The following is an 18,484-nucleotide window of genomic DNA, read 5'->3' on the forward strand; positions in this document are numbered from 1 at the left end:
GGCGCTGCGACGCTCAAAAATGGCTGTAAGAGCGCCGTTTCAGCACAATTTCGCCGCCCTGCCCGTCGAGGAATTTTGGTGCTCCACTTCCGGCGAGCACGGTCCCGATGGAACTTACCGCCACGCCAGCGCCCTGCGCGGCTTGCACGAACGCATCGACGCGGTCTTCCGCCACCGTGCACAGGATTTCGTAATCGTCGCCACCGGCGATCAACGTTTCGATTCCGACGATGCCACGCGACAGCAGATCGCGCGCGGTATCCGACAGCGGAACCTTCTCCAGATCGATCGCAGCGGAAACACCCGACACGCCGCACAGTTTGGTGAGATCGCCGGCGAGCCCATCGGACACGTCCATCGCCGCTCCGGCATGGTCGCGAACGATTTCCGCGAGCACCATGCGCGGCTGCGGCACCCGATAGCGCCCGACCAGCAGATCGCGCGCTGCTGCATCGCTCACCGCGGCATGGACCTTGCCGCCGCCGAGCACGGCAAGCCCGAGCGCGGCATCGCCGATCGTGCCGGTCACCAGCACCCGGTCGCCAGGCTTGGCGCCGCTGCGATGGACCATTTTGCCTGACGGCACGCGCCCGAACGCGGTGACCGAGACCATCAGCGGACCTGATGTCGACACCGTATCGCCGCCCAGCAGCGGACAGCCGAATTGCGCCGCGTCCTCGCCGAGCGCGGCCGCGAACGGCTTGAGCCAGGCTTCGTCGGTATCGCGAAGCGCCAGCGTCAGCACGAAACCGGCCGGCACCGCGCCCTTGGCGGCGAGATCCGAGAGGTTCACCCGCAACGCCTTGCGCGCAACGGTATCAGGCGGATCGTCGGGAAGGAAATGCACGCCTTCGACGATCGCGTCCGTCGTCACCACGATGTCGTCGCCATCAGGCTTCAGGGCCGCCGCGTCGTCGTCGAGATTGAAGGCGCCAGGGTCGGTCGCGATCGGCCTGAAATACCGGGCGATCAGCGAGTCCTCGCCGGACATGGGCGCGCTAGCCACGCGCGAACTCGTCGGCGCGGAACTGGCGCGCGATCTGATCCAGCACCGCGTTCACCATGCCGGTCTCGTCCTTTTCGACAAAGGCGTGCGCGACATCGACATATTCGGACACGACGACGCGGCCGGGCACGTCCTTGCGATGCTCCAGTTCATAGGACCCAGCCCGCAGCACCGCGCGCAAAATCGCGTCGATCCGCTTCAAGGGCCAGCCCTTCGACAGCGCGTCGTCGATCAGCGGATCGAGTTTGGCCTGATCCCGCACCACGCCCGAGACGACGTCGCGGAAAAACGCGGCTTCGGCCGGCAGGTATTTGTCGCCCTCGACCTCGTTGCCGAGCCAGTGGCTCTCGAACTCGGCGAAGATATCGTTGATCCCGGCGCCGCCAATGTCCATCTGGTACAGCGCCTGCACGGCGGCGAGTCGCGCGGCACCGCGCCGGTTGGCTTTCTTGTCCGGATTTTTGAGTGCGGGCTTCTTGGTGTCTGCCATCGTCAGGCCTTTGCCAGCCGGCGTTTGATCCGCAGCATCGCGAGCGCCGCGCGGGCGGCGTCGCCGCCCTTGTTGAGTTCACTGGCGCGCGCCCTCGCCCAGGCCTGCGCCTCGGTGTTGACCGTAATGATGCCGTTGCCGAGCGGGAACTTTCTGGCCACCGCAAGGTCCATCAGCGCGCGTGAGGATTCCATCGAGACGATCTCGAAATGAATGGTGTCGCCCCGCACCACGCAGCCGAGCGCGATCGCGGCGTCATAGGGCCTTCCGTTGTTCTCGGCGGCGTCGATCGCGATCGCGATCGCGGCGGGGATTTCCAAAGCGCCGGGCACGGTGATGACGTCATGCGTGACACCGGCCGCCTTCAATTCGGTAACGGCGCCTTCCAGCAGCGCATCCTGGATGTCGTCGTAGAAGCGTGCCTCGACGATCAGCGCGCGCGCGCCTTTGATGTCGGTCTGGTCCTTCAGGGGTGCGCGTCGTGCGTCTGCCATTATCTACCTTCTTGTCATTGCCGGGCTAGAGCGCGGAGCGCGTCTGCCGATGGGGCCCCGGCAATCCATCCTATCAGGAATCCATCCTGTTAAGAGGATGGATACGCGGGTCAAGCCCGCGTATGACACAATTGTTGCTGTTGCTATTTCGTTTCCGACAGCCGCGCCGCATAGCGGGCCATCAGATCGACCTCGATATTGACCTCGCTGCCCGCGTTCCAGTCCGCCAGCGTCGTGACGCTGAGCGTATGGGGAATGATCAGCACCGAAAACACCACGTCTTCGACCGTATTCACCGTCAGCGACACGCCATCCAGGGTGATCGAGCCCTTGACGGCGATGAAGCGCGCCAGTTCCCGCGTCGTGCGCAGTTCGAACCTGGCCATATCGGGCAGATCGTCGCGCTTGACGATGCTGGCGATGCCGTCGGCATGGCCGGCCACGATGTGGCCGCCGAGTTCGTCGCCGATCTTCAGCGCGCGCTCGAGATTGAGGTTTGTGCCTTTGCCCCAGTGCTTCGCCGTGGTCATGCCGAGCGTCTCGGCCGCGGCATCGACGTCGAACCAGGTCTTGCCATCATCGACGCCGGAGGCGACCACGGTGAGACAGACGCCGTTGCAGGCGATCGAGGCGCCATCGGCGATGGTGGCGCGATCGTAGTGGCAGGCGATGCGCAAGCGGTGCAACTGCCCCTGCGCCGTCGGCGTCAGGCTGACGATTTCGCCGATATCGGTGACTATTCCGGTGAACATTTAGGGGCGCTCGTAGATCGTGAGAGTATCTAGACCAAGGCTTTCGCTAGCACGGACTCTTAGCGCGGGCGACCCGGTGAGAGCCGACAGCGGCAATGCGTCCAGCGCGGGAACACCATCCGCGCCGACCGCATCAGGTCCGCGCAGCAGCCAGACCTCATCGACCAGCCCCGCCGATACAAAGGACGACGCGACGCGCGCCCCGCCCTCGACCATCAGCCGCGAAACGCCCTTGTCGGACAGTGCACGCAGCACCGCCGTCACATCCAGCCCCGGCGGCGCGCTTGACGCGGCGACGCGGATCACCTGCGCTCCGGCGGCGCCGAGCTTCATGGCGGCCGGCGCTTCCGCGAGATCCGACGTCATGACCCAGAGCGGCGTCTCGCGCGCGGTCTGCACCAGACGGCTGGTGCCGGGAATCCGCAAGCTCCGATCCAGCACTACACGTACCGGCGATAAATGCTCCATCCCCGGCAGCCGGCAGGTCAGCACCGGATCATCGGCCAGCACGGTGCCGATCCCGACCAGGATCGCATCGCACTGCGCGCGCAGCAGATGCACGCGTGTCCTTGCTGCCTCACCCGTAATCGCGACGGGCTTGTTGCCGGCGGCGCCGATCTTGTCGTCAGCGGAGATCGCCAGCTTGAGGATCACATGCGGGCGCCTGTCGCGGATGCGGCGGAAATGCCCGGCATGATCGTAGGCTGCTTCCGCGGAATTCAGGCCGACATCGACGATAATCCCGGCCGCGCGCAATTTGGCGTGGCCCTGTCCGGCCACTTCCGGATTGGGATCCTCGATCGCCGACACCACGCGGGCAATGCCCGACGCGATCACGGCATCGACGCAAGGCGGCGATTTGCCGAAATGCGAGCACGGCTCCAGCGTCACATAGAGCGTGGCGCCGCGCGCGGCGTCACCGGCGCGCTTGAGCGCATCCGGCTCGGCATGCGGCCGACCGCCGGGCTGGGTCCAGCCGCGCCCAACGATGACGCCGTCCTTGACGACGACGGCACCGACGGCGGGGTTCGGCCAGGTGCGCCCCTGCCCGCGCCGGCCGAGCGCCAGCGCGAGCTGCATGAAGCGCGCGTCCGCGGCTTTGGATTCCCTGGATTTCTGCGCGTACTGGTCTTCCAGGATACGGAAGATCATTTGCGCAACGCGGTGACCCGTGCGTCTTCCTCGCCGGACAGCTCACCGAGCACGGCTTCAAAGTCCTTGGCCTCGCGAAAGTTGCGATAGACCGAGGCAAAACGCACATACGCGACGTCATCGAGCTGGCGCAGATGCTCCATCACGATCTCGCCGATCGCTTCCGAGGAAACCTCCGCCTCGCCGCCGCTTTCGAGCTCGCGCACGATGGCGGAGACCATCTTTTCGACGCGCTCCGGATCGACCGGGCGCTTGCGCAGGGAGATCTGCAACGAGCGCACCAGCTTGTCGCGGTCGAACGGCACGCGGCGGCCGTTGCGCTTGATCACGGTCAGTTCGCGGAGCTGCACCCGCTCGAAGGTGGTGAAGCGGAAATTGCAGGCGATGCAGACCCGCCGCCGCCGGATCACGGCGGAATCCTCGGTGGGGCGCGAATCCTTCACCTGCGTATCGAGACTGTTGCAGCTGGGGCAGCGCATCCCAAGTATCCCTTACTAGTGACCCTTACTGATAAATCGGGAAGCGGTCGGTGAGTGCCTTGACGCGTTCCTTGATCGCGGCTTCCACCAGCGGCGCCTTGCCGTCGGGCGATTGCGCCAGCGCGTTCAGCACTTCGGCGATCATGGAGGCGACCTGCTGGAATTCGGCGACGCCAAAACCGCGCGTGGTCGCCGCCGGCGTGCCCAGACGCAGGCCCGAGGTGACGAACGGCGTTTCGGGATCGAACGGAATGCCGTTCTTGTTGCAGGTGATCGCAGCGCGAACCAGCGCCTTCTCCGAGACGTTGCCTTTCAGGCCTTTGGGGCGAAGATCGACCAGCATCAGATGGTTGTCGGTACCGCCTGAGACGATGTCGAGGCCCTGCGCGCGCAGCGCTTCCGCCAGCGCCTTGGCGTTCTCGACGACGTTCTTGGCGTAGATCTTGAAGTCCGGACGCAGCGCCTCGGAAAATGCCACCGCCTTGGCGGCGATGATGTGCATCAACGGACCGCCCTGCAGGCCCGGGAAGATCGCCGAGTTGAGTTTCTTGGTCAGCGTCTCGTCATTCCACAGCATCAACCCGCCGCGCGGGCCGCGCAGCGATTTGTGCGTGGTCGTGGTCGTGACATGGGCATGCGGCACCGGCGAGGCATGGACGCCACCGGCGACGAGGCCGGCGAAATGCGCCATGTCCACCATCAGATAGGCTCCGACGCTGTCGGCGATCTCGCGGAAGCGCTTGAAGTCCCAGGCGCGCGAATAGGCGGAGCCGCCGGCGATGATCAGCTTCGGCTTCACTTCCTCGGCGCGGCGCGCCACCTCGTCCATGTCGATGATCTGGTCGTCGCGGCGCACGGTGTAGTGCTGCGCCTTGAACCATTTGCCGGACATGTTGACGGGCGCGCCGTGGGTGAGATGGCCGCCGGCGGCAAGATCAAGGCCCATGAAGGTATCGCCGGGCTGCAGCAGCGCCAGGAACACCGCCTGGTTCATCTGGCTGCCCGAATTCGGCTGAACGTTGGCAAACTGGGCGCCGAACAGTTTCTTGGCGCGATCGATCGCCAATGTCTCGGCGACGTCGACCCATTCGCAACCGCCATAATAGCGCGCGCCCGGATAGCCCTCGGCGTATTTGTTGGTCATCACCGAGCCCTGCGCTTCCAGCACCGCGCGGCTGACGATGTTTTCCGAGGCGATCAGCTCGATCTCGTGGCGCTGCCGGCCGAGTTCACCCTTGATGGCGGCGGCGATTTCCGGATCGGCCTCGGCGAGAGTGGCCGTGAAGAACGAGTCGGGCGCGGAGGCGGTTTTGCTGCTGGAGGTCATGGGCCGAAATATCTCCACCGCCGCAAGGCCTTAAGCGGCACAGCGGTCGGTTACGTGTGGCGGTCGAAAGAAGCGCTTGCGAGATACCACATCGGCCCGGGCCGGCCAAGCACTTGCGGTATCCGTCTGATATTTATGCAAGATATGGTGGGGATGGCGGGGATGCCAGTCCGGCGCCACTCCCCCCGCTGTCGCCCCGGCCTTGAGCCGGGGCCCATACGCCGCAGCCGCCATTGTTAAAAGAAGGTCTCAGACACCTTTGTCCTACCGAGGGGCCGCGGCGCCGCGATGAGCGCAAATGCGCTCACGCTGGGGTTCCGGCGTTCGCCGGAACGACGGCCTATTTCGCAAACCGGTACGCCCCGCCCTTTTCGATCGAGCGCTGGAACGCCGGGCGCGCGTGCATACGCGTCAGCCAGGCCGCCAGGTTCGGATACGGCCCAAGCTTTTCGAACACCTTTGCCATCTCGCCGACAAAGCTCATCTGGATATCGGCACCCGACAATGACGGGCCGATGAAGAACTCGCGCCCCTTCAGCGCGCGGTCGACATAGCCGAGATGATTGGCCAACTCGCTGTCGATGCGCGGATGCAGCGGCGCGCCCGCCTCCTTCAGCCTGCCGACATAGAGGTTCAGCATCAGCGGCAGCATCGCGGACCCTTCCGAATAATGCAGCCACTCATTGTACGCCTCATAGTCGGCGCTGCCGGGCGCCGGCATCATCGCGCCTTTTCCGTATTTGCGGATGATGTAGTCGACGATCGCACCGGACTCCGCGATCGTGGTGCCGCCATCGGTGATGACGGGCGACTTGCCGAGCGGATGGATCGCCGTCAGTTCCGGCGGCGCCAGCCGCGTCGTGGCATCACGCTGATAGCGCTTCATCTCATAGGGCGTGCCAAGCTCTTCGAGCAGCCACAGGATCCGCTGCGAGCGGGAGTCGTTGAGATGATGAACCGTGAGCATGGCAGTTTCCTCAATAGGTTTCTTGTTGGTGTTGTTGTTTACCAGAGATTTCTAACGCCGTCATTGCGACCAACGGGTCGCGCGAATGCGCGCCCGATGACAGGCTCCGCGAAGCAATGACGAGGCGCAAACACACCTTTGCCTGGTATCGGCCTGCGGTGCTAGGTTTTTGCCAACGAGGAGAGAACGATGCGTATCGCAATTGTCGGCACCGGCGGCGTAGGCGCCGGTTATGGGGCGGCGCTGGCGAAAGCCGGCGCGGATGTCACCTTCATCGCGCGCGGCGCGCACCTGGCGGCCATGAAGCGCGACGGATTGAAGGTTCAAAGCCCGCGCGGCGACATCCATCTGGTGCCGACACAGGCGACCGACAATCCCGCCGAGATCGGCAAGGTCGATTTCGTGCTGTTCTGCGTCAAGCTGTGGGACGTCGAAAGCGCCGGGATCAGCATCAAGCCGCTGATCGGCCCCGATACGGCTGTCATCCCGCTGCAGAACGGCGTCGATGCCGCAGAAAGGCTGATCCCGATACTCGGCGAAAACGCCGTGATGGGCGGCGTCGCGCAAATCAGCGCCAACATCATAGCATCAGGCGTGATCCAGCAGGTCGGCACCTTCATGCGCATCGTGTTCGGCGAACTCGACGGCAGGGCTAGCCCGCGCGGCGAAGCATTTCTTGCGCTCTGCCAGAAGGCCGGCTTCGAGGCGAAGCTGAGCGACGCGATCCTCACCGAACTTTGGATGAAGTTCATCCTGCTCGCCGCCAACGCCAGCGCGGTGGCGCTGGCGCGCCAGCCGATCGGTGCGCTGCGCGACGATCCCGATATTCGCCCCTTGCTGATGTCGGCCTACCGCGAAGTGATGGATGTCGGCCGCGCTTACGGCGTGGCGCTGCCGGACAACGCAGTGGAGACGACATCAGGATATTCCGACAGCCTGCCCGCGCACCAAAAGCCGTCGATGGCGCTCGACCTCGAACGCGGCAACCGGCTGGAGCTGCCCTGGCTCGGCGGCAAGGTGGTCGAACTGGGCAAGAAGCTCGGCGTCCCGACGCCGACGCACAGCCTGATGTATGCGATGCTGAAGCCGTACATCATGGGCAATCCGGGCTGAGGCGCGAGGCGCCATGTCCTTTACATCGCCGGACATCTCGGCACTGTAGCCACCACTTTGCGACGCGCCTCGATGCGTGACATCACGGAGAAGCAAATGCCGCTTGTCGAGAACGCCACGATCAGGAAATTGCGGGCGGGCGGGCTCGCCCTCGGATTCGGCCTGCACCATTTGCGCACCGCGGCAGCGGGCATGATCGCCGCGGCGACCGGGCATGACTGGATCTTCATCGACGTCGAGCACGGTGCATTTTCGCAGGATGACGTCGCGCAGATCTGCATCGCCGCGTTGCCGACCGGCATCACGCCGATCGTCCGGATTTGCGCAGGCGCGATTGATGAAGGCACGCGGGCGCTCGACAACGGCGCCGCCGGCGTCATCGTACCGCATGTCGATACGGTCGATCAGGCCCGGCGCATTGCTAGCGCCTTTCGTTATCCGCCGTTGGGGTCGCGGAGCTGGGGCGGACCATCCGCGCTGTTCGGTTACAAGCCGCCCGGCGCCGCCGAGGCCCAGGCCGCCATCAACCAGGAAATCCTGGTCGTCGCGATGGTCGAGAGCCCTGAAGGCGTGGCCAATGCCGCCGGGATTGCCGCCGTTGACGGGATCGACGGCTTGCTGATCGGAACCTCCGACCTGACCGCGGAGATGGGTATTTCCGGTCAAATCCTGCATCCGCGCGTCGAGGAAGCCTATCGCAGCGTCGGCGCGGCGTGCCGCAAGGCAGGCAAATTCCTCGGCATGGGCGGCGTCTACGAACCGGACGCCATGAAGCATTATGCCGATCTCGGCGCGCAGTTCATCCTGACGGGATCGGATCACGCTTACATGCTGGCCGGCGCCAGTCTCAAGTCGGCCTCGTTGCGGAAGCTCGAAGCGGATCGCAAGGCGGGCTGAGCCAACTCACATCCCGGTATAGCCTGCCTTCACCGGATCGGTGGAGCCGTCGAGCTGGCGCAGATAGGTCAGGCCGCACACGGTCAGGCGGTGGGTGTCCTTTTCGCCGGCCTCGAATAGCGTCTTCACATAGTCGGTCACCTTCTCGCGCGCTTCATCGTTCGCGGCAGAGCTACGGTTCACCAGCAGGTCATAGGTGTGCATGATGCGGTCGATGGCGGCTTCCATGAAGTTCTCCGGTGGGATCAGGCGATGTAGGTTTCGGCTTCGAATTTGGCGATCGCCTTGTTGGCGAGGCGGATCTTGTTGAGTTCGCCGCGCTGAAACATCTGCACGATGATTTCGAGCAGCCGCTCGTCGGTGGCGAAAGTATCCGGGAGGGCGCCGGTCCTGCGGAGATAATTTGAAGCGATGGCGTAAGCGTCGCCCACCACCTCGACATTCATCACCCGCAATCCGCGCTCGACGAGCATGTTCTTCGGTCCCCGTGTCAGCGATATAATGCGCGAGCCCGGCACAAGTTCCATTGCGGGAAACCGGCTGTTTGCTGGGCGCGCGCCTATGGCCCGCGTGACCTTAGAATCGAGGTGCAGCTTGTTGTTTTGATGCGCTTTATCAGGTGAAACTGTGTCCGCCATCACTCGAAGCGGCTATGCCCGAAGCGGTTCTTTGCGCGCGTCGCGAAGGATGAAGCCGCGGCACTCGGCACTCAGGTCCAAAAAGCAAAACGCACCGGATCCGGTAACCCGGAGCCGATGCGCCTTGGGCAGGGCTTACTGCCTTGCCAGTTCATGATCCGCTCTTGGCCGCCGGTCTTCTGCGTGGCCGGCTTGGCCGCGGATTTCGAATTCTTATTTGCCGCGTTTCTTCACGCGAACCGGAAGTCCACTTCGCTCGAAAACGCTATGTAAATCTCAGAGCCGATACAGGATCTGGTCAGTCCAGAACCGCTCGAGCCGATGCAGCGACTTGTTCAGCGTCGCGAACTCCTCGTTCGAGATGCCGCCGACCTGCTCCACGGTCTTGACGTGCTTCTGATACAGCGCGTCGACGATCTTGCGGATTTCCTGGCCCTGCGAGGTCAGACGGATGCGGACCGAGCGGCGATCAACGCGCGAACGCTGATGATCGAGGAAGCCGAGCTCGACGAGCTTCTTCAGATTGTAGGAGACGTTGGAGCCGAGGTAATAGCCGCGCGTGCGCAGCTCGCCTGCGGTCAACTCCTTGTCGCCGATGTTATAGAGCAGCAGCGCCTGCACCGAGTTGATATCGGCGCGGCCGCGACGATCGAATTCATCCTTGATCACGTCAAGCAGCCGGCGATGCAGCCGCTCCACCAAAGTCAATGCTTCAAGATAGAGCGGCTGCACCGGAGCTTGACCGGCAGAGCGTTCAGCGGTTTCCACCGCCGTTGCAACGGCTTTCATCATGACATTCCCCTGTTGTCGTTTTTATCGACTTATTCGACGAAACTTTTGTCCCGCCTGATAGCTTCAACTTAAGGGGGCCGTTTGAAGATCCGCTTAAATAAGACAATAAAGAGATCATGAATTTAAGACAGTGAATCGCGGATTAAGCCCATGGATAAAGGGCTTTTCGCAAGATTTCATTGACGGTGGTGGGCCTCTGTTCACGCTTCGTCTGGAAGGGTTGTCGCATTCCAAAACAGGTTCGTTTGAATTCGAAACGCCTGGGTAACCGACGCGAGGGAACCCTTTACGGTGACTGAAAAGTTACCGCGAAAATCGTCGAAAATCTTACGGGATGGCGCGGCCCATTCTGGGACGCAGGTGCGCTGGCGCAATTAACAGTTCGGGCTTCATCCTTCGAGACGCCACTGCGTGACTCCTCAAGGTGAGGTCGAGCAGTTCAGTTCAGGATGCGCTCTTAGGACCCTCATGGTGAGGAGCGCGGCAACGCCGCCCGTCTCGAACCATGTGGCCGGCTATTCGCAGCAAGATTCCAGCAAAACGGAGGACGTGCGCACGACTGCTATGGCGGCCGTTCGCGCGCGGCCATCCAGGCGAGTGCGAGATAGGCTGCCAGCATTACGGCTTCGACGCCGACCACCGTCAGGCTGCCGCCGTAGATGCCCGGAAACATCAATTCGATCACCGCCATCGACACGACTGTGGTGAGCCACACCACCGCGCCCCAGGGCGTCGCAAGCCACAGGCCTACGGCGGCGACGAGTTCAATCACGGCGAAATAGATCGTCGCGGTCTGCCAGGCCATCGACTGATTTTCGAACGCCTCTTCCTCGCCGCCGATGAAACCGGTCACCTGCGCCCAATGGTAAAGGCCCTTGGCGATCGAGATGACCGCCATGATGCGCAGGAACAGCACCAGCCGCCGGGTCCAAGCGTTGTCATCAGGCTCGATCCGCTCGGACGAGATCGCCGCCACCGACATCGCATTGTCCCGGGCATTGTCCCTGTTATCCCGCGACGGGTCGCGCGCGGAGGTGTCAGACATGAGAATCGGTGCTCACAGGCGAAAACGGGTCCTTATAGGCGGAGTCTTGGTATAGGCAGAGTCTTGGCCCGCCGCGTCGGCAAAATCAATTGCCGCTGGCGCAAATCAAGCTGCGGTGACGCGGCCGTTCCGGAATGCTAGAATTAGACCAAGTCCAAATCAGGCCAAATCAGCCTTCCGCCGGGGAGTACCATCATATGGCGATCAAATTCGGGCGTCCGATCGAAATGCGCGACGCTCCGCGGCACCAGACCGCCCTCACCTCGGCCCCGCTCGACCTCGCGATCCGCCCCCGGCGCAACCGCAAGGCCGAATGGGCGCGGCGGATGGTGCGGGAAAACGTGCTGACGACCGACGATCTGATCTGGCCGTTGTTCATCGTCGGCGGCCACAATACCCGCACCGCGGTCGCCTCGATGCCCGGCATCGACCGCATCACCGTCGATCAGGCGGTCCGTGATGCCGAGCGCGCGGCGAAGCTCAACATCCCCTGCATCGCGCTGTTCCCCTATACCGACCCTTCACTGCGCGACGAACAGGGTTCCGAGGCGCTGAACCCCGACAACCTCGTCTGCCAGTCGGTGCGCGCGATCAAGAAGGAATTCCCGGGCCTAGGCGTGCTCTGCGACGTGGCGCTGGATCCTTTCACCAGTCACGGCCATGACGGCCTGATCGAGGACGGCCGGATCCTGAACGACGAAACCGTCGCCGTGCTGGTCCGCCAGGCGCTGGTGCAGGCCGAAGCCGGCTGCGATGTGATCGCGCCTTCCGACATGATGGACGGCCGCGTCGGCGCGATCCGCGAGGCGCTGGACGATGAAGGCTTTACCGACGTGCAGATCATGTCGTACGCGGCGAAATACGCCTCCGCCTTCTACGGCCCGTTCCGCGACGCCATCGGTTCGGCAAAGACGCTGACCGGCGACAAGCGCACCTATCAGATGGACAGCGCCAATTCCGACGAAGCGCTGCGCGAGGTCGAACTCGACATCGCCGAGGGCGCGGACATGGTGATGGTCAAGCCCGGCATGCCCTATCTCGACATCGTGCGGCGGGTAAAGGACACCTTTGCGATGCCGACCTTCGTGTACCAGGTGTCGGGCGAGTACGCGATGATCGCGGCAGCCGCCGGCAATGGCTGGATCGACGGCGAACGCGCGATGATGGAAAGCCTGCTCGCCTTCAAGCGCGCCGGCGCCGACGGTATTTTGACGTACTTCGCGCCGAACGCGGCGGAGAAGATCAAGGCGGAGAGCTGAAGCCTTCGTAGGGTGGGCAAAGCGCAGCGTGCCCACCAACTTTAGCGGCGGAGACAATGGTGGGCACGGCGCAAGAGCGCCTTTGCCCACCCTACGCGTTCCTCAAGTCCCCAGCCCCCGAATCGCCTGAATATTGCCGTTTGGTAACCGTCGCGGCCCTTGCGCGCGCAGGCGCGGTTCCCATGTCTCCGCTTGATGTCTCGGCATGCGGGAATATGCACGTTCTGGAGGACTGATCATGTCGTATAGCGGTTCGGGTAATACCGGTGGCGGCGGCTGGCGTAACGATGGCGGCGTGCAGCCGCATGCGTTCGACCCCGATTTGCAGCCGGAACTGTTTCGCGGCCTGCTGACGCGGCGGGTGTTCGCCTTTTTGATCGACCTCGTCGTGCTCTCGGTCCCGGTGATCCTGGGCTACATCTTCATCGCGGTGTTCGGCCTGATCACACTCGGGCTCGGCTGGGCGCTGTTCTGGCTGGCCTGGCCGGCCACGATCGTCTGGGCCATCGTCTATTACGGCTCTTCCCTCGGCGGGCCGCATTCGGCGACCGTGGGCATGCGCGTGATGGATCTGGAACTGCGCACCTGGTACGGCGCGCCGGGCTATTTCGTGCTCGGCGCCACCCACGCCGTGCTGTTCTGGGTGTCGATCTCGTTCCTGACGCCGCTGGTGCTCCTGATCGGCTTGTTCAACGGCCGCCGCCGGCTGCTGCATGACATCGTGCTGGGAACCGTCGTCATCAACAGCTCGGTTCGCACACAGGTTGTACCTCCGGCGCGCGCCTATTGAAGGGATGTCACACTCCAAATTGATTGACCGTCAGCCCGCGCGGCGCGATGCTCAGGTTTGTTCGGCCCGGATCAGGATCGGGGCCGAACTGCCCTCACCGGTACCAATTGTTCACTGGAAAGCGTTATTGTTCGTGTTTCGGAGGCCTGACGACCCGACGTGACCCAGCATTCGCGTGATACCCCGCAGTTCTACCTGACGGCGCCCTCGCCCTGCCCCTATCTGCCGGGACGGCACGAGCGCAAGGTGTTCACGCATCTGGTCGGCGACAAGGCCGGCGACCTCAACGACCTCCTCACCCATGGCGGCTTCCGGCGCAGCCAGTCGATCGCCTACCGGCCGGCCTGCGACCAGTGCCGCGCCTGCGTTTCCGTGCGCGTCGTCGCCAACGAGTTCCGGCCCTCGCGCAATTTCCGCAAAATTCTCGCGCGCAATGCCGACATCATCGGCGAGCAGCGCAGCGCGGTGCCGACCTCGGAACAATATTCGGTGTTCCGCGCCTATCTCGACCGGCGTCACCGCCATGGCGGCATGGCCGACATGACCGTGCTCGACTACGCCATGATGGTGGAAGACAGCCACGTCGAAACCCGCATCATCGAATACCGCAAGCGCAACGTCGATTCCGGCATCACCGGCCGCGGCGACGAGCTGATCGCCGTCGCCCTGACCGATGTGCTCAGCGACGGGCTGTCGATGGTGTATTCGTTCTTCGAGCCGTCGGAGCAAAGCCGCTCGCTCGGCACCTTCATGATCCTCGACCATATCACGCGCGCAAGGCGGCTGGGGCTGCCTTACGTCTATCTCGGCTACTGGATCGAAGGCTCCAAGAAGATGGACTACAAGGGCCGCTTCCTGCCGCAGCAGCGGCTGGCCCCCTCAGGCTGGCTGCGCATCGACGCGTCAGGCGAAGTACTGACCGAGCCGCAGGATTGAAGATGGCGAATGGCGAATAGGGAGTGGCGAATAGGGTAACTTCCATTCGCTACTCGCCCTTCGCGACTTCTTCAGCCAAACAGCGTGTCGTACAGCAGCTTGACGTTCAGCGTCACGATGATCCCGGCGACGATCCACGCCAGCGTGGCGACCGAACGCGAAATCGCGAAATCACCCATCTTGCGGCGGTCGGAAACGAATCGCACCAGCGGGATCACCGCGAACGGCAATTGCATCGACAGGATGACCTGGCTGAAGACCAGCAGGTTGGACGTGCCCTTCTCGCCATAGAGTGCGGTGACGATCACGACGGGGACGATCGCGACGCCGCGGGTGACCAGCCGCCGCGCCCAGTTCGGCAGGCGCAGGTGCAAAAAGCCTTCCATCACGATCTGGCCGGCCAGCGTGGCCGTTACCGTCGAGTTGAGGCCGGACGCCAGCAGCGCGACGGCGAACAGCGTCGAGGCGATCCCGAGGCCCAATAGCGGCGACAACAGTTCATACGCCTGTCCGATCTCGGCCACATCGGTACGGCCGCTGGAATGGAACGTCGAGGCGGCAACGATCAGGATCGCGGCGTTGATGAACAGCGCCAGCATCAGCGCGATGGTCGAGTCCGTCGTCGCCCATTTGATCGCATCACGCCGGCCTTCGTCGGTGCGCGGATAGGCGCGGGTCTGCACGATCGAGGAGTGCAGATAGAGATTATGCGGCATCACGGTGGCGCCGATGATGCCGATCGCGATGTACAGCATCTCCGGATTGGTGACGATCTCGGTCGACGGCAGGAAGCCGCGCAGCATCGCGGCAACAGGGGGCGCGGCGGCGAAGATCTGGATCGCAAAGCAGACCGCGATGACGATCAAGAGCGAGATGACGAAGGCTTCGAGGAAGCGAAAACCCTTGTTCATCAGAAGCAGCAGCAGGAAGGCGTCAAGCGCGGTGATCAGCGCGCCGCCGATCAGGGGAATGCCGAACAATAGCTTCAGCGCAATCGCGGTGCCGATCACTTCCGCCAGATCGCAGGCGATGATCGCGGCCTCGCAGGCCAGCCACAGCATGAAATTGACCGGACGCGAAAAGCTGGCGCGGCAGGCCTGCGCGAGATCGCGGTCGGTGACGATGCCGAGCCGTGCGGCGAGCGCCTGCAGCAGGATCGCCATCAGGTTCGACAGCAGGATCACCGACAGCAGCGTGTAGCCGAACTTCGATCCACCGGCGAGGTCGGTCGCCCAATTGCCGGGATCCATATAGCCGACGGAAACCAGATAGCCGGGCCCAAGAAACGCCAGCAGCCGGCGCGCCCAATGCCCACCCAGCGGCACCGCGATGGTTGCGTTGACCTCCGCGAGACTGCGTTGCCTGTTTGCTGCGGCGTCGGCGCGCCAGCCGGCGTCGGCGTCTTGCAAGGCCACAGCCAAGCTCTCCGAATTAGTCTTTCGGCCCAATTCGGGCGTTCGTGCATCCATCTCATCAAGATGGTCGAAATTCGCCCTTATTGCAACTCATTTGCAACTGCATCTAGTGATCACCCTAAGATGATACCGGCAGACGAGAAATTCGCGTCGAGACCGGCCTGCGCGCACGTCTGGTGACCCTCGGCCTGCGCGACCGCGCCAGTTTACGTGGCTGGAACCATGAACCGGCGAATCCCGCTCGACGACAAACAGATCGCGATCAAGGGACCAACAACCATGACCATCAGCACAGTTCGAGGACGCGTCTTGGTTTCATTCGAAGTTCCGGGCTACCTTGCCGGTTGGGAGTGCCCCTTCCCGGCTCACCTGGTCTCAGACGGCCCGGCTTACGAGATCGACATCGCCGTCAAATCCCAACCGGAGAAGGCCATGACCCACGAAACGGCGATCACCGAACGCCTCGCGCGGATCAAATCCTCACAATGAGCGCCGTCATCGACCTCCTGCTGGCGGCGGACGTCCGCCCCTTCACGATCGCCGCGGCGATCGTGGCAGTGCTTGCCGTGATCGAATTGCTGTCGACCATGGTTGGGTTTTCGCTCAGCCACATCGTCGGCAAGGATGTCGAGATCGAGGCCGACGGCCACAGCGCCATCTCCGGCCTGTTTCTCTGGATCAATGCGGGGCGCGTTCCGCTTTTGATTCTTTTGATGTTGACGCTTGGCATGTTTTCGATCGCGGGATTTTGCCTGCAGGCCATCGCGCACAGTGTTGGAATTTCTCTCCCGGTTTCGCTCGCCGCCGTCGGCGCCATCATCGGCGCCATTCCGGCGGTCCGGGTTACCAGCCGCGCTATCTCACGCGTGATCCCGCGCGACGAGACCTATGCGGTCGATGAGGCCGACTTCGTCGGCCAGGTCGCCGTGGTCTCGATCGGTCCGCTCGACCAGGGACTGCCCGGCCGCGTCCGTCTCAAGGATGTCTTCGGCAACTGGCACTCTGTCCCGGCGCGCGCCGGCCCCGATTCGAAAGCGCTCGCGGTCGGCACCAGCGTGTTGCTGGTCGACCGCGACACCAGGAGCTTTATCGCGATTGCCGCACCAGCCAACCTCATTGCACAACAATGGTCATCAGACAGGGCATGAACATGTGGGAACTTGCAGTACCGATCGCTATCGGCGTCCTTCTTTTTGTCATCATCGGCTTCATGTTCGCGACGCTGTACCGGCGTTCGACCCGCGACGAGGCCTATGTCCGGACCGGTCTTGGCGGCCAGAAAGTCGTTCTCGACGGCGGCTCCGTCGTGCTTCCGGTTTTCCATTCCACGGCAGCCGTCAATCTGAAGACGTTGCGGCTGGAGGTCGCCCGTGGCGGCCCGGACTCGCTGATCACCAAGGACCGCATGCGCGTCGACATCGGCGCCGAGTTCTACGTCCGCGTCAAACCGGACATGTCGTCGATCGCGCTGGCCGCGCAGACGCTCGGCAACCGCACCAACGACGCTGCTGAACTGCGCGAACTGATCGAGGCGAAATTCGTCGACGGCCTGCGCTCGGTCGCCGCCACCATGCATCTCGAAGAGCTGCAGGAACAGCGCGCGACCTTCGTCAAATCGGTGCAGGACGCGGTCGGCGCCGACATCCAGAACAACGGCCTCGAGCTTGAATCGGTCTCGCTGACGAGGCTCGACCAGAGCGACATCAAGCATTTCAATCCGAGCAATTTCTTCGACGCGCACGGCCTCACCACGCTGACCAAGATCACCAAGGAGCGTGAGCAGGAGCGCAACCAGATCGTCCGCACCACCGAGGTCAACATCGCGCAGCAGGATCTGGTCGCCCGCCAGACCACGCTGACGATCGAGAGCACCAAGCGCGAGGCGGAACTGGCGCAGCAGCGCGACATCGCCAACAAGACCGCCGCGATGCGCGCGCAGACCGCGCAGGTCGAGCAGACGGCGCTGCAGAACGAGGCCGAATACCGCATCCAGCAGGAACTGGCCGTCGCCAACGTCCAGACCGAGGCCAACCAGGCCCGCGACACCAAAAAGATCGAGGCTGATCTGGCGGTGAAGCGCCGCACCACCGAAATGGAGCGTGATCTCCAGATCGTGGCGCAGGAAGCCGCGATCGTCGTCGCCACCAAGAACAAAGAGCAATCCGAAGCGCAGACCATCGCGGAAACGGCGCGCGCGCTTGCGATCGCAGCCGAAGAAAAGGTCACGACGGCACGGGCCACAGAAATCGCCGAGCGCGACAAGATCATCAACGTGATCGCGGCGCGCAAGGTGGCGGAAACCGACGCGATGCCGATCACCGTGATGGCGGAAGCCGAACGGCAGGCCGCCGCCAACAAGGCGGAAGCGATCAACGTGCTCGCCAAGGCCGACGCCGACGCCGCAACCACGCGTGCGACCGGCGTCAAGGCGCTCGGTGAAGCCGAGGCCGAGGTGGCGGCGCTCAAGGCCGAGGCCCGCAACAAGCTCGGTGCCGAGATGATCGAGTACGACCTCAACCTCGCCCGCATCAATATCATTCCGAGCGCGCTGGCCGAAGCGGTCAAGCCGATCGAGAAGATCTCCGACATCCGGATCTTCGATACCGGCGGCATGCTCGGTCGCGGTGGCGGCAACGGCGCGATGAACGGCGGCGGCAATGGCGGTCTCGGACTCGGTGATGGTCTCGCCGCTCAGCTGTTGTCGGTATCGGCGTTCAAGCCGATGATCGACAGGATTCTCGGCGAGGCCGGTTTCCCGGCTGGCCCCGACGGCATGACCAGCCTGTTGAATGCGCTGCGTGCCGGCAATAGCCCGCTGACTGAAGCGGAGGCGCCTGCCGACAGCCCCGCAACGCCGCCGACCACCCTCTCGGGCACGGGCAAGGCGACGCTCGGACCGAAATCGTAGTCGCAATGACGGTCTGAGCCGCCG

Annotated in this window: 21 protein-coding genes; 8 read left to right on the forward strand and 13 right to left on the reverse strand. The window is 63.6% G+C overall.

Features of this window, described 5'->3' with window-relative positions; translation table 11 throughout:
• Positions 1-13: 13 nt before the first annotated feature.
• The 8 genes from thiL to JQ558_RS31440 all read right to left on the reverse strand — a co-directional run bounded on the left by thiL (position 14) and on the right by JQ558_RS31440 (position 6,667).
• Complete coding sequence (thiL, locus tag JQ558_RS31405) at positions 14-991, reverse strand: thiamine-phosphate kinase (RefSeq protein ID WP_212296260.1); 978 nt, start codon at positions 989-991, stop codon at positions 14-16.
• A gap of 7 nt (positions 992-998) precedes the next feature.
• The gene (nusB, locus tag JQ558_RS31410; protein WP_212208180.1) at positions 999-1,496 is read right to left on the reverse strand and encodes a transcription antitermination factor NusB; all 498 of its coding nucleotides are present in this window, start codon (positions 1,494-1,496) and stop codon (positions 999-1,001) included.
• Positions 1,497-1,498: 2 nt separating this feature from the next.
• Positions 1,499-1,990: a 6,7-dimethyl-8-ribityllumazine synthase gene (ribH, locus tag JQ558_RS31415; RefSeq protein WP_212208181.1), complete on the reverse strand. Its 492-nt coding sequence runs from the start codon at positions 1,988-1,990 to the stop codon at positions 1,499-1,501.
• Positions 1,991-2,133: 143 nt separating this feature from the next.
• Positions 2,134-2,742 carry a riboflavin synthase gene (locus JQ558_RS31420; RefSeq protein WP_212296226.1) on the reverse strand — a complete coding sequence of 203 codons (609 nt, stop codon included), beginning with the start codon at positions 2,740-2,742 and terminating at the stop codon, positions 2,134-2,136.
• A complete protein-coding gene (gene ribD / locus JQ558_RS31425; RefSeq protein WP_212296227.1) occupies positions 2,743-3,894 on the reverse strand; it encodes a bifunctional diaminohydroxyphosphoribosylaminopyrimidine deaminase/5-amino-6-(5-phosphoribosylamino)uracil reductase RibD in 1,152 nt (383 codons plus the stop codon).
• Positions 3,891-4,373 carry a transcriptional regulator NrdR gene (gene nrdR / locus JQ558_RS31430; protein WP_192733576.1) on the reverse strand — a complete coding sequence of 161 codons (483 nt, stop codon included), beginning with the start codon at positions 4,371-4,373 and terminating at the stop codon, positions 3,891-3,893. The genes ribD and nrdR overlap by 4 nt, the downstream gene beginning before the upstream one ends.
• 25 nt (positions 4,374-4,398) lie before the next feature.
• On the reverse strand, positions 4,399-5,700 hold the full coding sequence (glyA, locus tag JQ558_RS31435; RefSeq protein WP_212208184.1) for a serine hydroxymethyltransferase: 1,302 nt from the start codon (positions 5,698-5,700) through the stop codon (positions 4,399-4,401).
• A 340-nt stretch (positions 5,701-6,040) separates the two neighbouring features.
• The gene (locus JQ558_RS31440) at positions 6,041-6,667 is read right to left on the reverse strand and encodes a glutathione S-transferase family protein (RefSeq protein WP_212208185.1); all 627 of its coding nucleotides are present in this window, start codon (positions 6,665-6,667) and stop codon (positions 6,041-6,043) included.
• 189 nt (positions 6,668-6,856) lie between these two features.
• Between JQ558_RS31440 and JQ558_RS31445 the strand changes: the two genes are divergently transcribed.
• Positions 6,857-7,780, forward strand: a complete 924-nt coding sequence (locus tag JQ558_RS31445) for a ketopantoate reductase family protein (RefSeq protein WP_212296228.1) — start codon at positions 6,857-6,859, stop codon at positions 7,778-7,780.
• Positions 7,781-7,876: 96 nt separating this feature from the next.
• Complete coding sequence (locus JQ558_RS31450) at positions 7,877-8,677, forward strand: HpcH/HpaI aldolase/citrate lyase family protein (protein WP_212272843.1); 801 nt, start codon at positions 7,877-7,879, stop codon at positions 8,675-8,677.
• A gap of 6 nt (positions 8,678-8,683) precedes the next feature.
• Here JQ558_RS31450 and JQ558_RS31455 read toward each other — a convergent pair whose 3' ends face one another.
• From JQ558_RS31455 to JQ558_RS31470, 4 genes are all read right to left on the reverse strand, one after another.
• The gene (locus JQ558_RS31455; RefSeq protein WP_212037750.1) at positions 8,684-8,905 is read right to left on the reverse strand and encodes a hypothetical protein; all 222 of its coding nucleotides are present in this window, start codon (positions 8,903-8,905) and stop codon (positions 8,684-8,686) included.
• Positions 8,906-8,922: 17 nt separating this feature from the next.
• Positions 8,923-9,150 (reverse strand): hypothetical protein, encoded by a 228-nt coding sequence (locus tag JQ558_RS31460; RefSeq protein ID WP_212000022.1) that lies wholly within the window; start codon positions 9,148-9,150, stop codon positions 8,923-8,925.
• 441 nt (positions 9,151-9,591) lie between these two features.
• A complete protein-coding gene (ldtR, locus tag JQ558_RS31465; protein WP_192733585.1) occupies positions 9,592-10,107 on the reverse strand; it encodes a transcriptional regulator LdtR in 516 nt (171 codons plus the stop codon).
• A 562-nt stretch (positions 10,108-10,669) separates the two neighbouring features.
• Complete coding sequence (locus JQ558_RS31470; protein ID WP_192733586.1) at positions 10,670-11,152, reverse strand: DUF6163 family protein; 483 nt, start codon at positions 11,150-11,152, stop codon at positions 10,670-10,672.
• A 197-nt stretch (positions 11,153-11,349) separates the two neighbouring features.
• Between JQ558_RS31470 and hemB the strand changes: the two genes are divergently transcribed.
• The 3 genes from hemB to JQ558_RS31485 all read left to right on the forward strand — a co-directional run bounded on the left by hemB (position 11,350) and on the right by JQ558_RS31485 (position 14,137).
• Positions 11,350-12,411, forward strand: a complete 1,062-nt coding sequence (gene hemB / locus JQ558_RS31475) for a porphobilinogen synthase (protein WP_212296229.1) — start codon at positions 11,350-11,352, stop codon at positions 12,409-12,411.
• 238 nt (positions 12,412-12,649) lie between these two features.
• Positions 12,650-13,201 carry an RDD family protein gene (locus JQ558_RS31480; RefSeq protein WP_212208190.1) on the forward strand — a complete coding sequence of 184 codons (552 nt, stop codon included), beginning with the start codon at positions 12,650-12,652 and terminating at the stop codon, positions 13,199-13,201.
• 159 nt (positions 13,202-13,360) lie between these two features.
• Positions 13,361-14,137 (forward strand): arginyltransferase, encoded by a 777-nt coding sequence (locus JQ558_RS31485; protein WP_212296230.1) that lies wholly within the window; start codon positions 13,361-13,363, stop codon positions 14,135-14,137.
• A gap of 71 nt (positions 14,138-14,208) precedes the next feature.
• Here the strand turns inward: JQ558_RS31485 and JQ558_RS31490 are convergent, their stop codons facing one another.
• Positions 14,209-15,606 carry an Nramp family divalent metal transporter gene (locus JQ558_RS31490; RefSeq protein WP_212296231.1) on the reverse strand — a complete coding sequence of 466 codons (1,398 nt, stop codon included), beginning with the start codon at positions 15,604-15,606 and terminating at the stop codon, positions 14,209-14,211.
• 168 nt (positions 15,607-15,774) lie between these two features.
• On the opposite strand from JQ558_RS31490, the gene JQ558_RS31495 reads away from it, so the two are divergent.
• Genes JQ558_RS31495 through JQ558_RS31505 form a run of 3 tightly spaced genes read left to right on the forward strand, consistent with a single transcriptional unit; the run spans position 15,775 to position 18,460 of the window.
• The gene (locus JQ558_RS31495; protein WP_212208193.1) at positions 15,775-16,041 is read left to right on the forward strand and encodes a hypothetical protein; all 267 of its coding nucleotides are present in this window, start codon (positions 15,775-15,777) and stop codon (positions 16,039-16,041) included.
• 8 nt (positions 16,042-16,049) lie between these two features.
• A complete protein-coding gene (locus tag JQ558_RS31500) occupies positions 16,050-16,700 on the forward strand; it encodes an OB-fold-containig protein (RefSeq protein WP_212296261.1) in 651 nt (216 codons plus the stop codon).
• Positions 16,701-16,702: 2 nt separating this feature from the next.
• Positions 16,703-18,460, forward strand: coding sequence for a flotillin family protein (locus JQ558_RS31505; RefSeq protein ID WP_212296232.1), 1,758 nt, complete (start codon positions 16,703-16,705; stop codon positions 18,458-18,460).
• Positions 18,461-18,484: the final 24 nt, after the last annotated feature.

The sequence above is a fragment of the Bradyrhizobium sp. AUGA SZCCT0160 genome (genome assembly GCF_018130105.1).
Taxonomy (GTDB): Bacteria; Pseudomonadota; Alphaproteobacteria; order Rhizobiales; family Xanthobacteraceae; genus Bradyrhizobium.

What these genes read in the sequence shown, in the direction of transcription:
- JQ558_RS31470 (WP_192733586.1), bottom strand. Translation starts at nt 11,152, where the DNA reads ATGTCTGACACCTCCGCGCGCGACCCGTCGCGGGATAACAGGGACAAT.
- ribH (WP_212208181.1), bottom strand. Translation starts at nt 1,990, where the DNA reads ATGGCAGACGCACGACGCGCACCCCTGAAGGACCAGACCGACATCAAA.
- JQ558_RS31420 (WP_212296226.1), bottom strand. Translation starts at nt 2,742, where the DNA reads ATGTTCACCGGAATAGTCACCGATATCGGCGAAATCGTCAGCCTGACG.
- glyA (WP_212208184.1), bottom strand. Translation starts at nt 5,700, where the DNA reads ATGACCTCCAGCAGCAAAACCGCCTCCGCGCCCGACTCGTTCTTCACG.
- nusB (WP_212208180.1), bottom strand. Translation starts at nt 1,496, where the DNA reads ATGGCAGACACCAAGAAGCCCGCACTCAAAAATCCGGACAAGAAAGCC.
- ribD (WP_212296227.1), bottom strand. Translation starts at nt 3,894, where the DNA reads ATGATCTTCCGTATCCTGGAAGACCAGTACGCGCAGAAATCCAGGGAA.
- JQ558_RS31440 (WP_212208185.1), bottom strand. Translation starts at nt 6,667, where the DNA reads ATGCTCACGGTTCATCATCTCAACGACTCCCGCTCGCAGCGGATCCTG.
- nrdR (WP_192733576.1), bottom strand. Translation starts at nt 4,373, where the DNA reads ATGCGCTGCCCCAGCTGCAACAGTCTCGATACGCAGGTGAAGGATTCG.
- ldtR (WP_192733585.1), bottom strand. Translation starts at nt 10,107, where the DNA reads ATGATGAAAGCCGTTGCAACGGCGGTGGAAACCGCTGAACGCTCTGCC.
- JQ558_RS31495 (WP_212208193.1), top strand. Translation starts at nt 15,775, where the DNA reads ATGAACCGGCGAATCCCGCTCGACGACAAACAGATCGCGATCAAGGGA.
- hemB (WP_212296229.1), top strand. Translation starts at nt 11,350, where the DNA reads ATGGCGATCAAATTCGGGCGTCCGATCGAAATGCGCGACGCTCCGCGG.
- JQ558_RS31490 (WP_212296231.1), bottom strand. Translation starts at nt 15,606, where the DNA reads ATGGATGCACGAACGCCCGAATTGGGCCGAAAGACTAATTCGGAGAGC.
- JQ558_RS31445 (WP_212296228.1), top strand. Translation starts at nt 6,857, where the DNA reads ATGCGTATCGCAATTGTCGGCACCGGCGGCGTAGGCGCCGGTTATGGG.
- JQ558_RS31505 (WP_212296232.1), top strand. Translation starts at nt 16,703, where the DNA reads ATGTGGGAACTTGCAGTACCGATCGCTATCGGCGTCCTTCTTTTTGTC.
- JQ558_RS31455 (WP_212037750.1), bottom strand. Translation starts at nt 8,905, where the DNA reads ATGGAAGCCGCCATCGACCGCATCATGCACACCTATGACCTGCTGGTG.
- JQ558_RS31450 (WP_212272843.1), top strand. Translation starts at nt 7,877, where the DNA reads ATGCCGCTTGTCGAGAACGCCACGATCAGGAAATTGCGGGCGGGCGGG.
- JQ558_RS31480 (WP_212208190.1), top strand. Translation starts at nt 12,650, where the DNA reads ATGTCGTATAGCGGTTCGGGTAATACCGGTGGCGGCGGCTGGCGTAAC.
- JQ558_RS31460 (WP_212000022.1), bottom strand. Translation starts at nt 9,150, where the DNA reads ATGCTCGTCGAGCGCGGATTGCGGGTGATGAATGTCGAGGTGGTGGGC.
- thiL (WP_212296260.1), bottom strand. Translation starts at nt 991, where the DNA reads ATGTCCGGCGAGGACTCGCTGATCGCCCGGTATTTCAGGCCGATCGCG.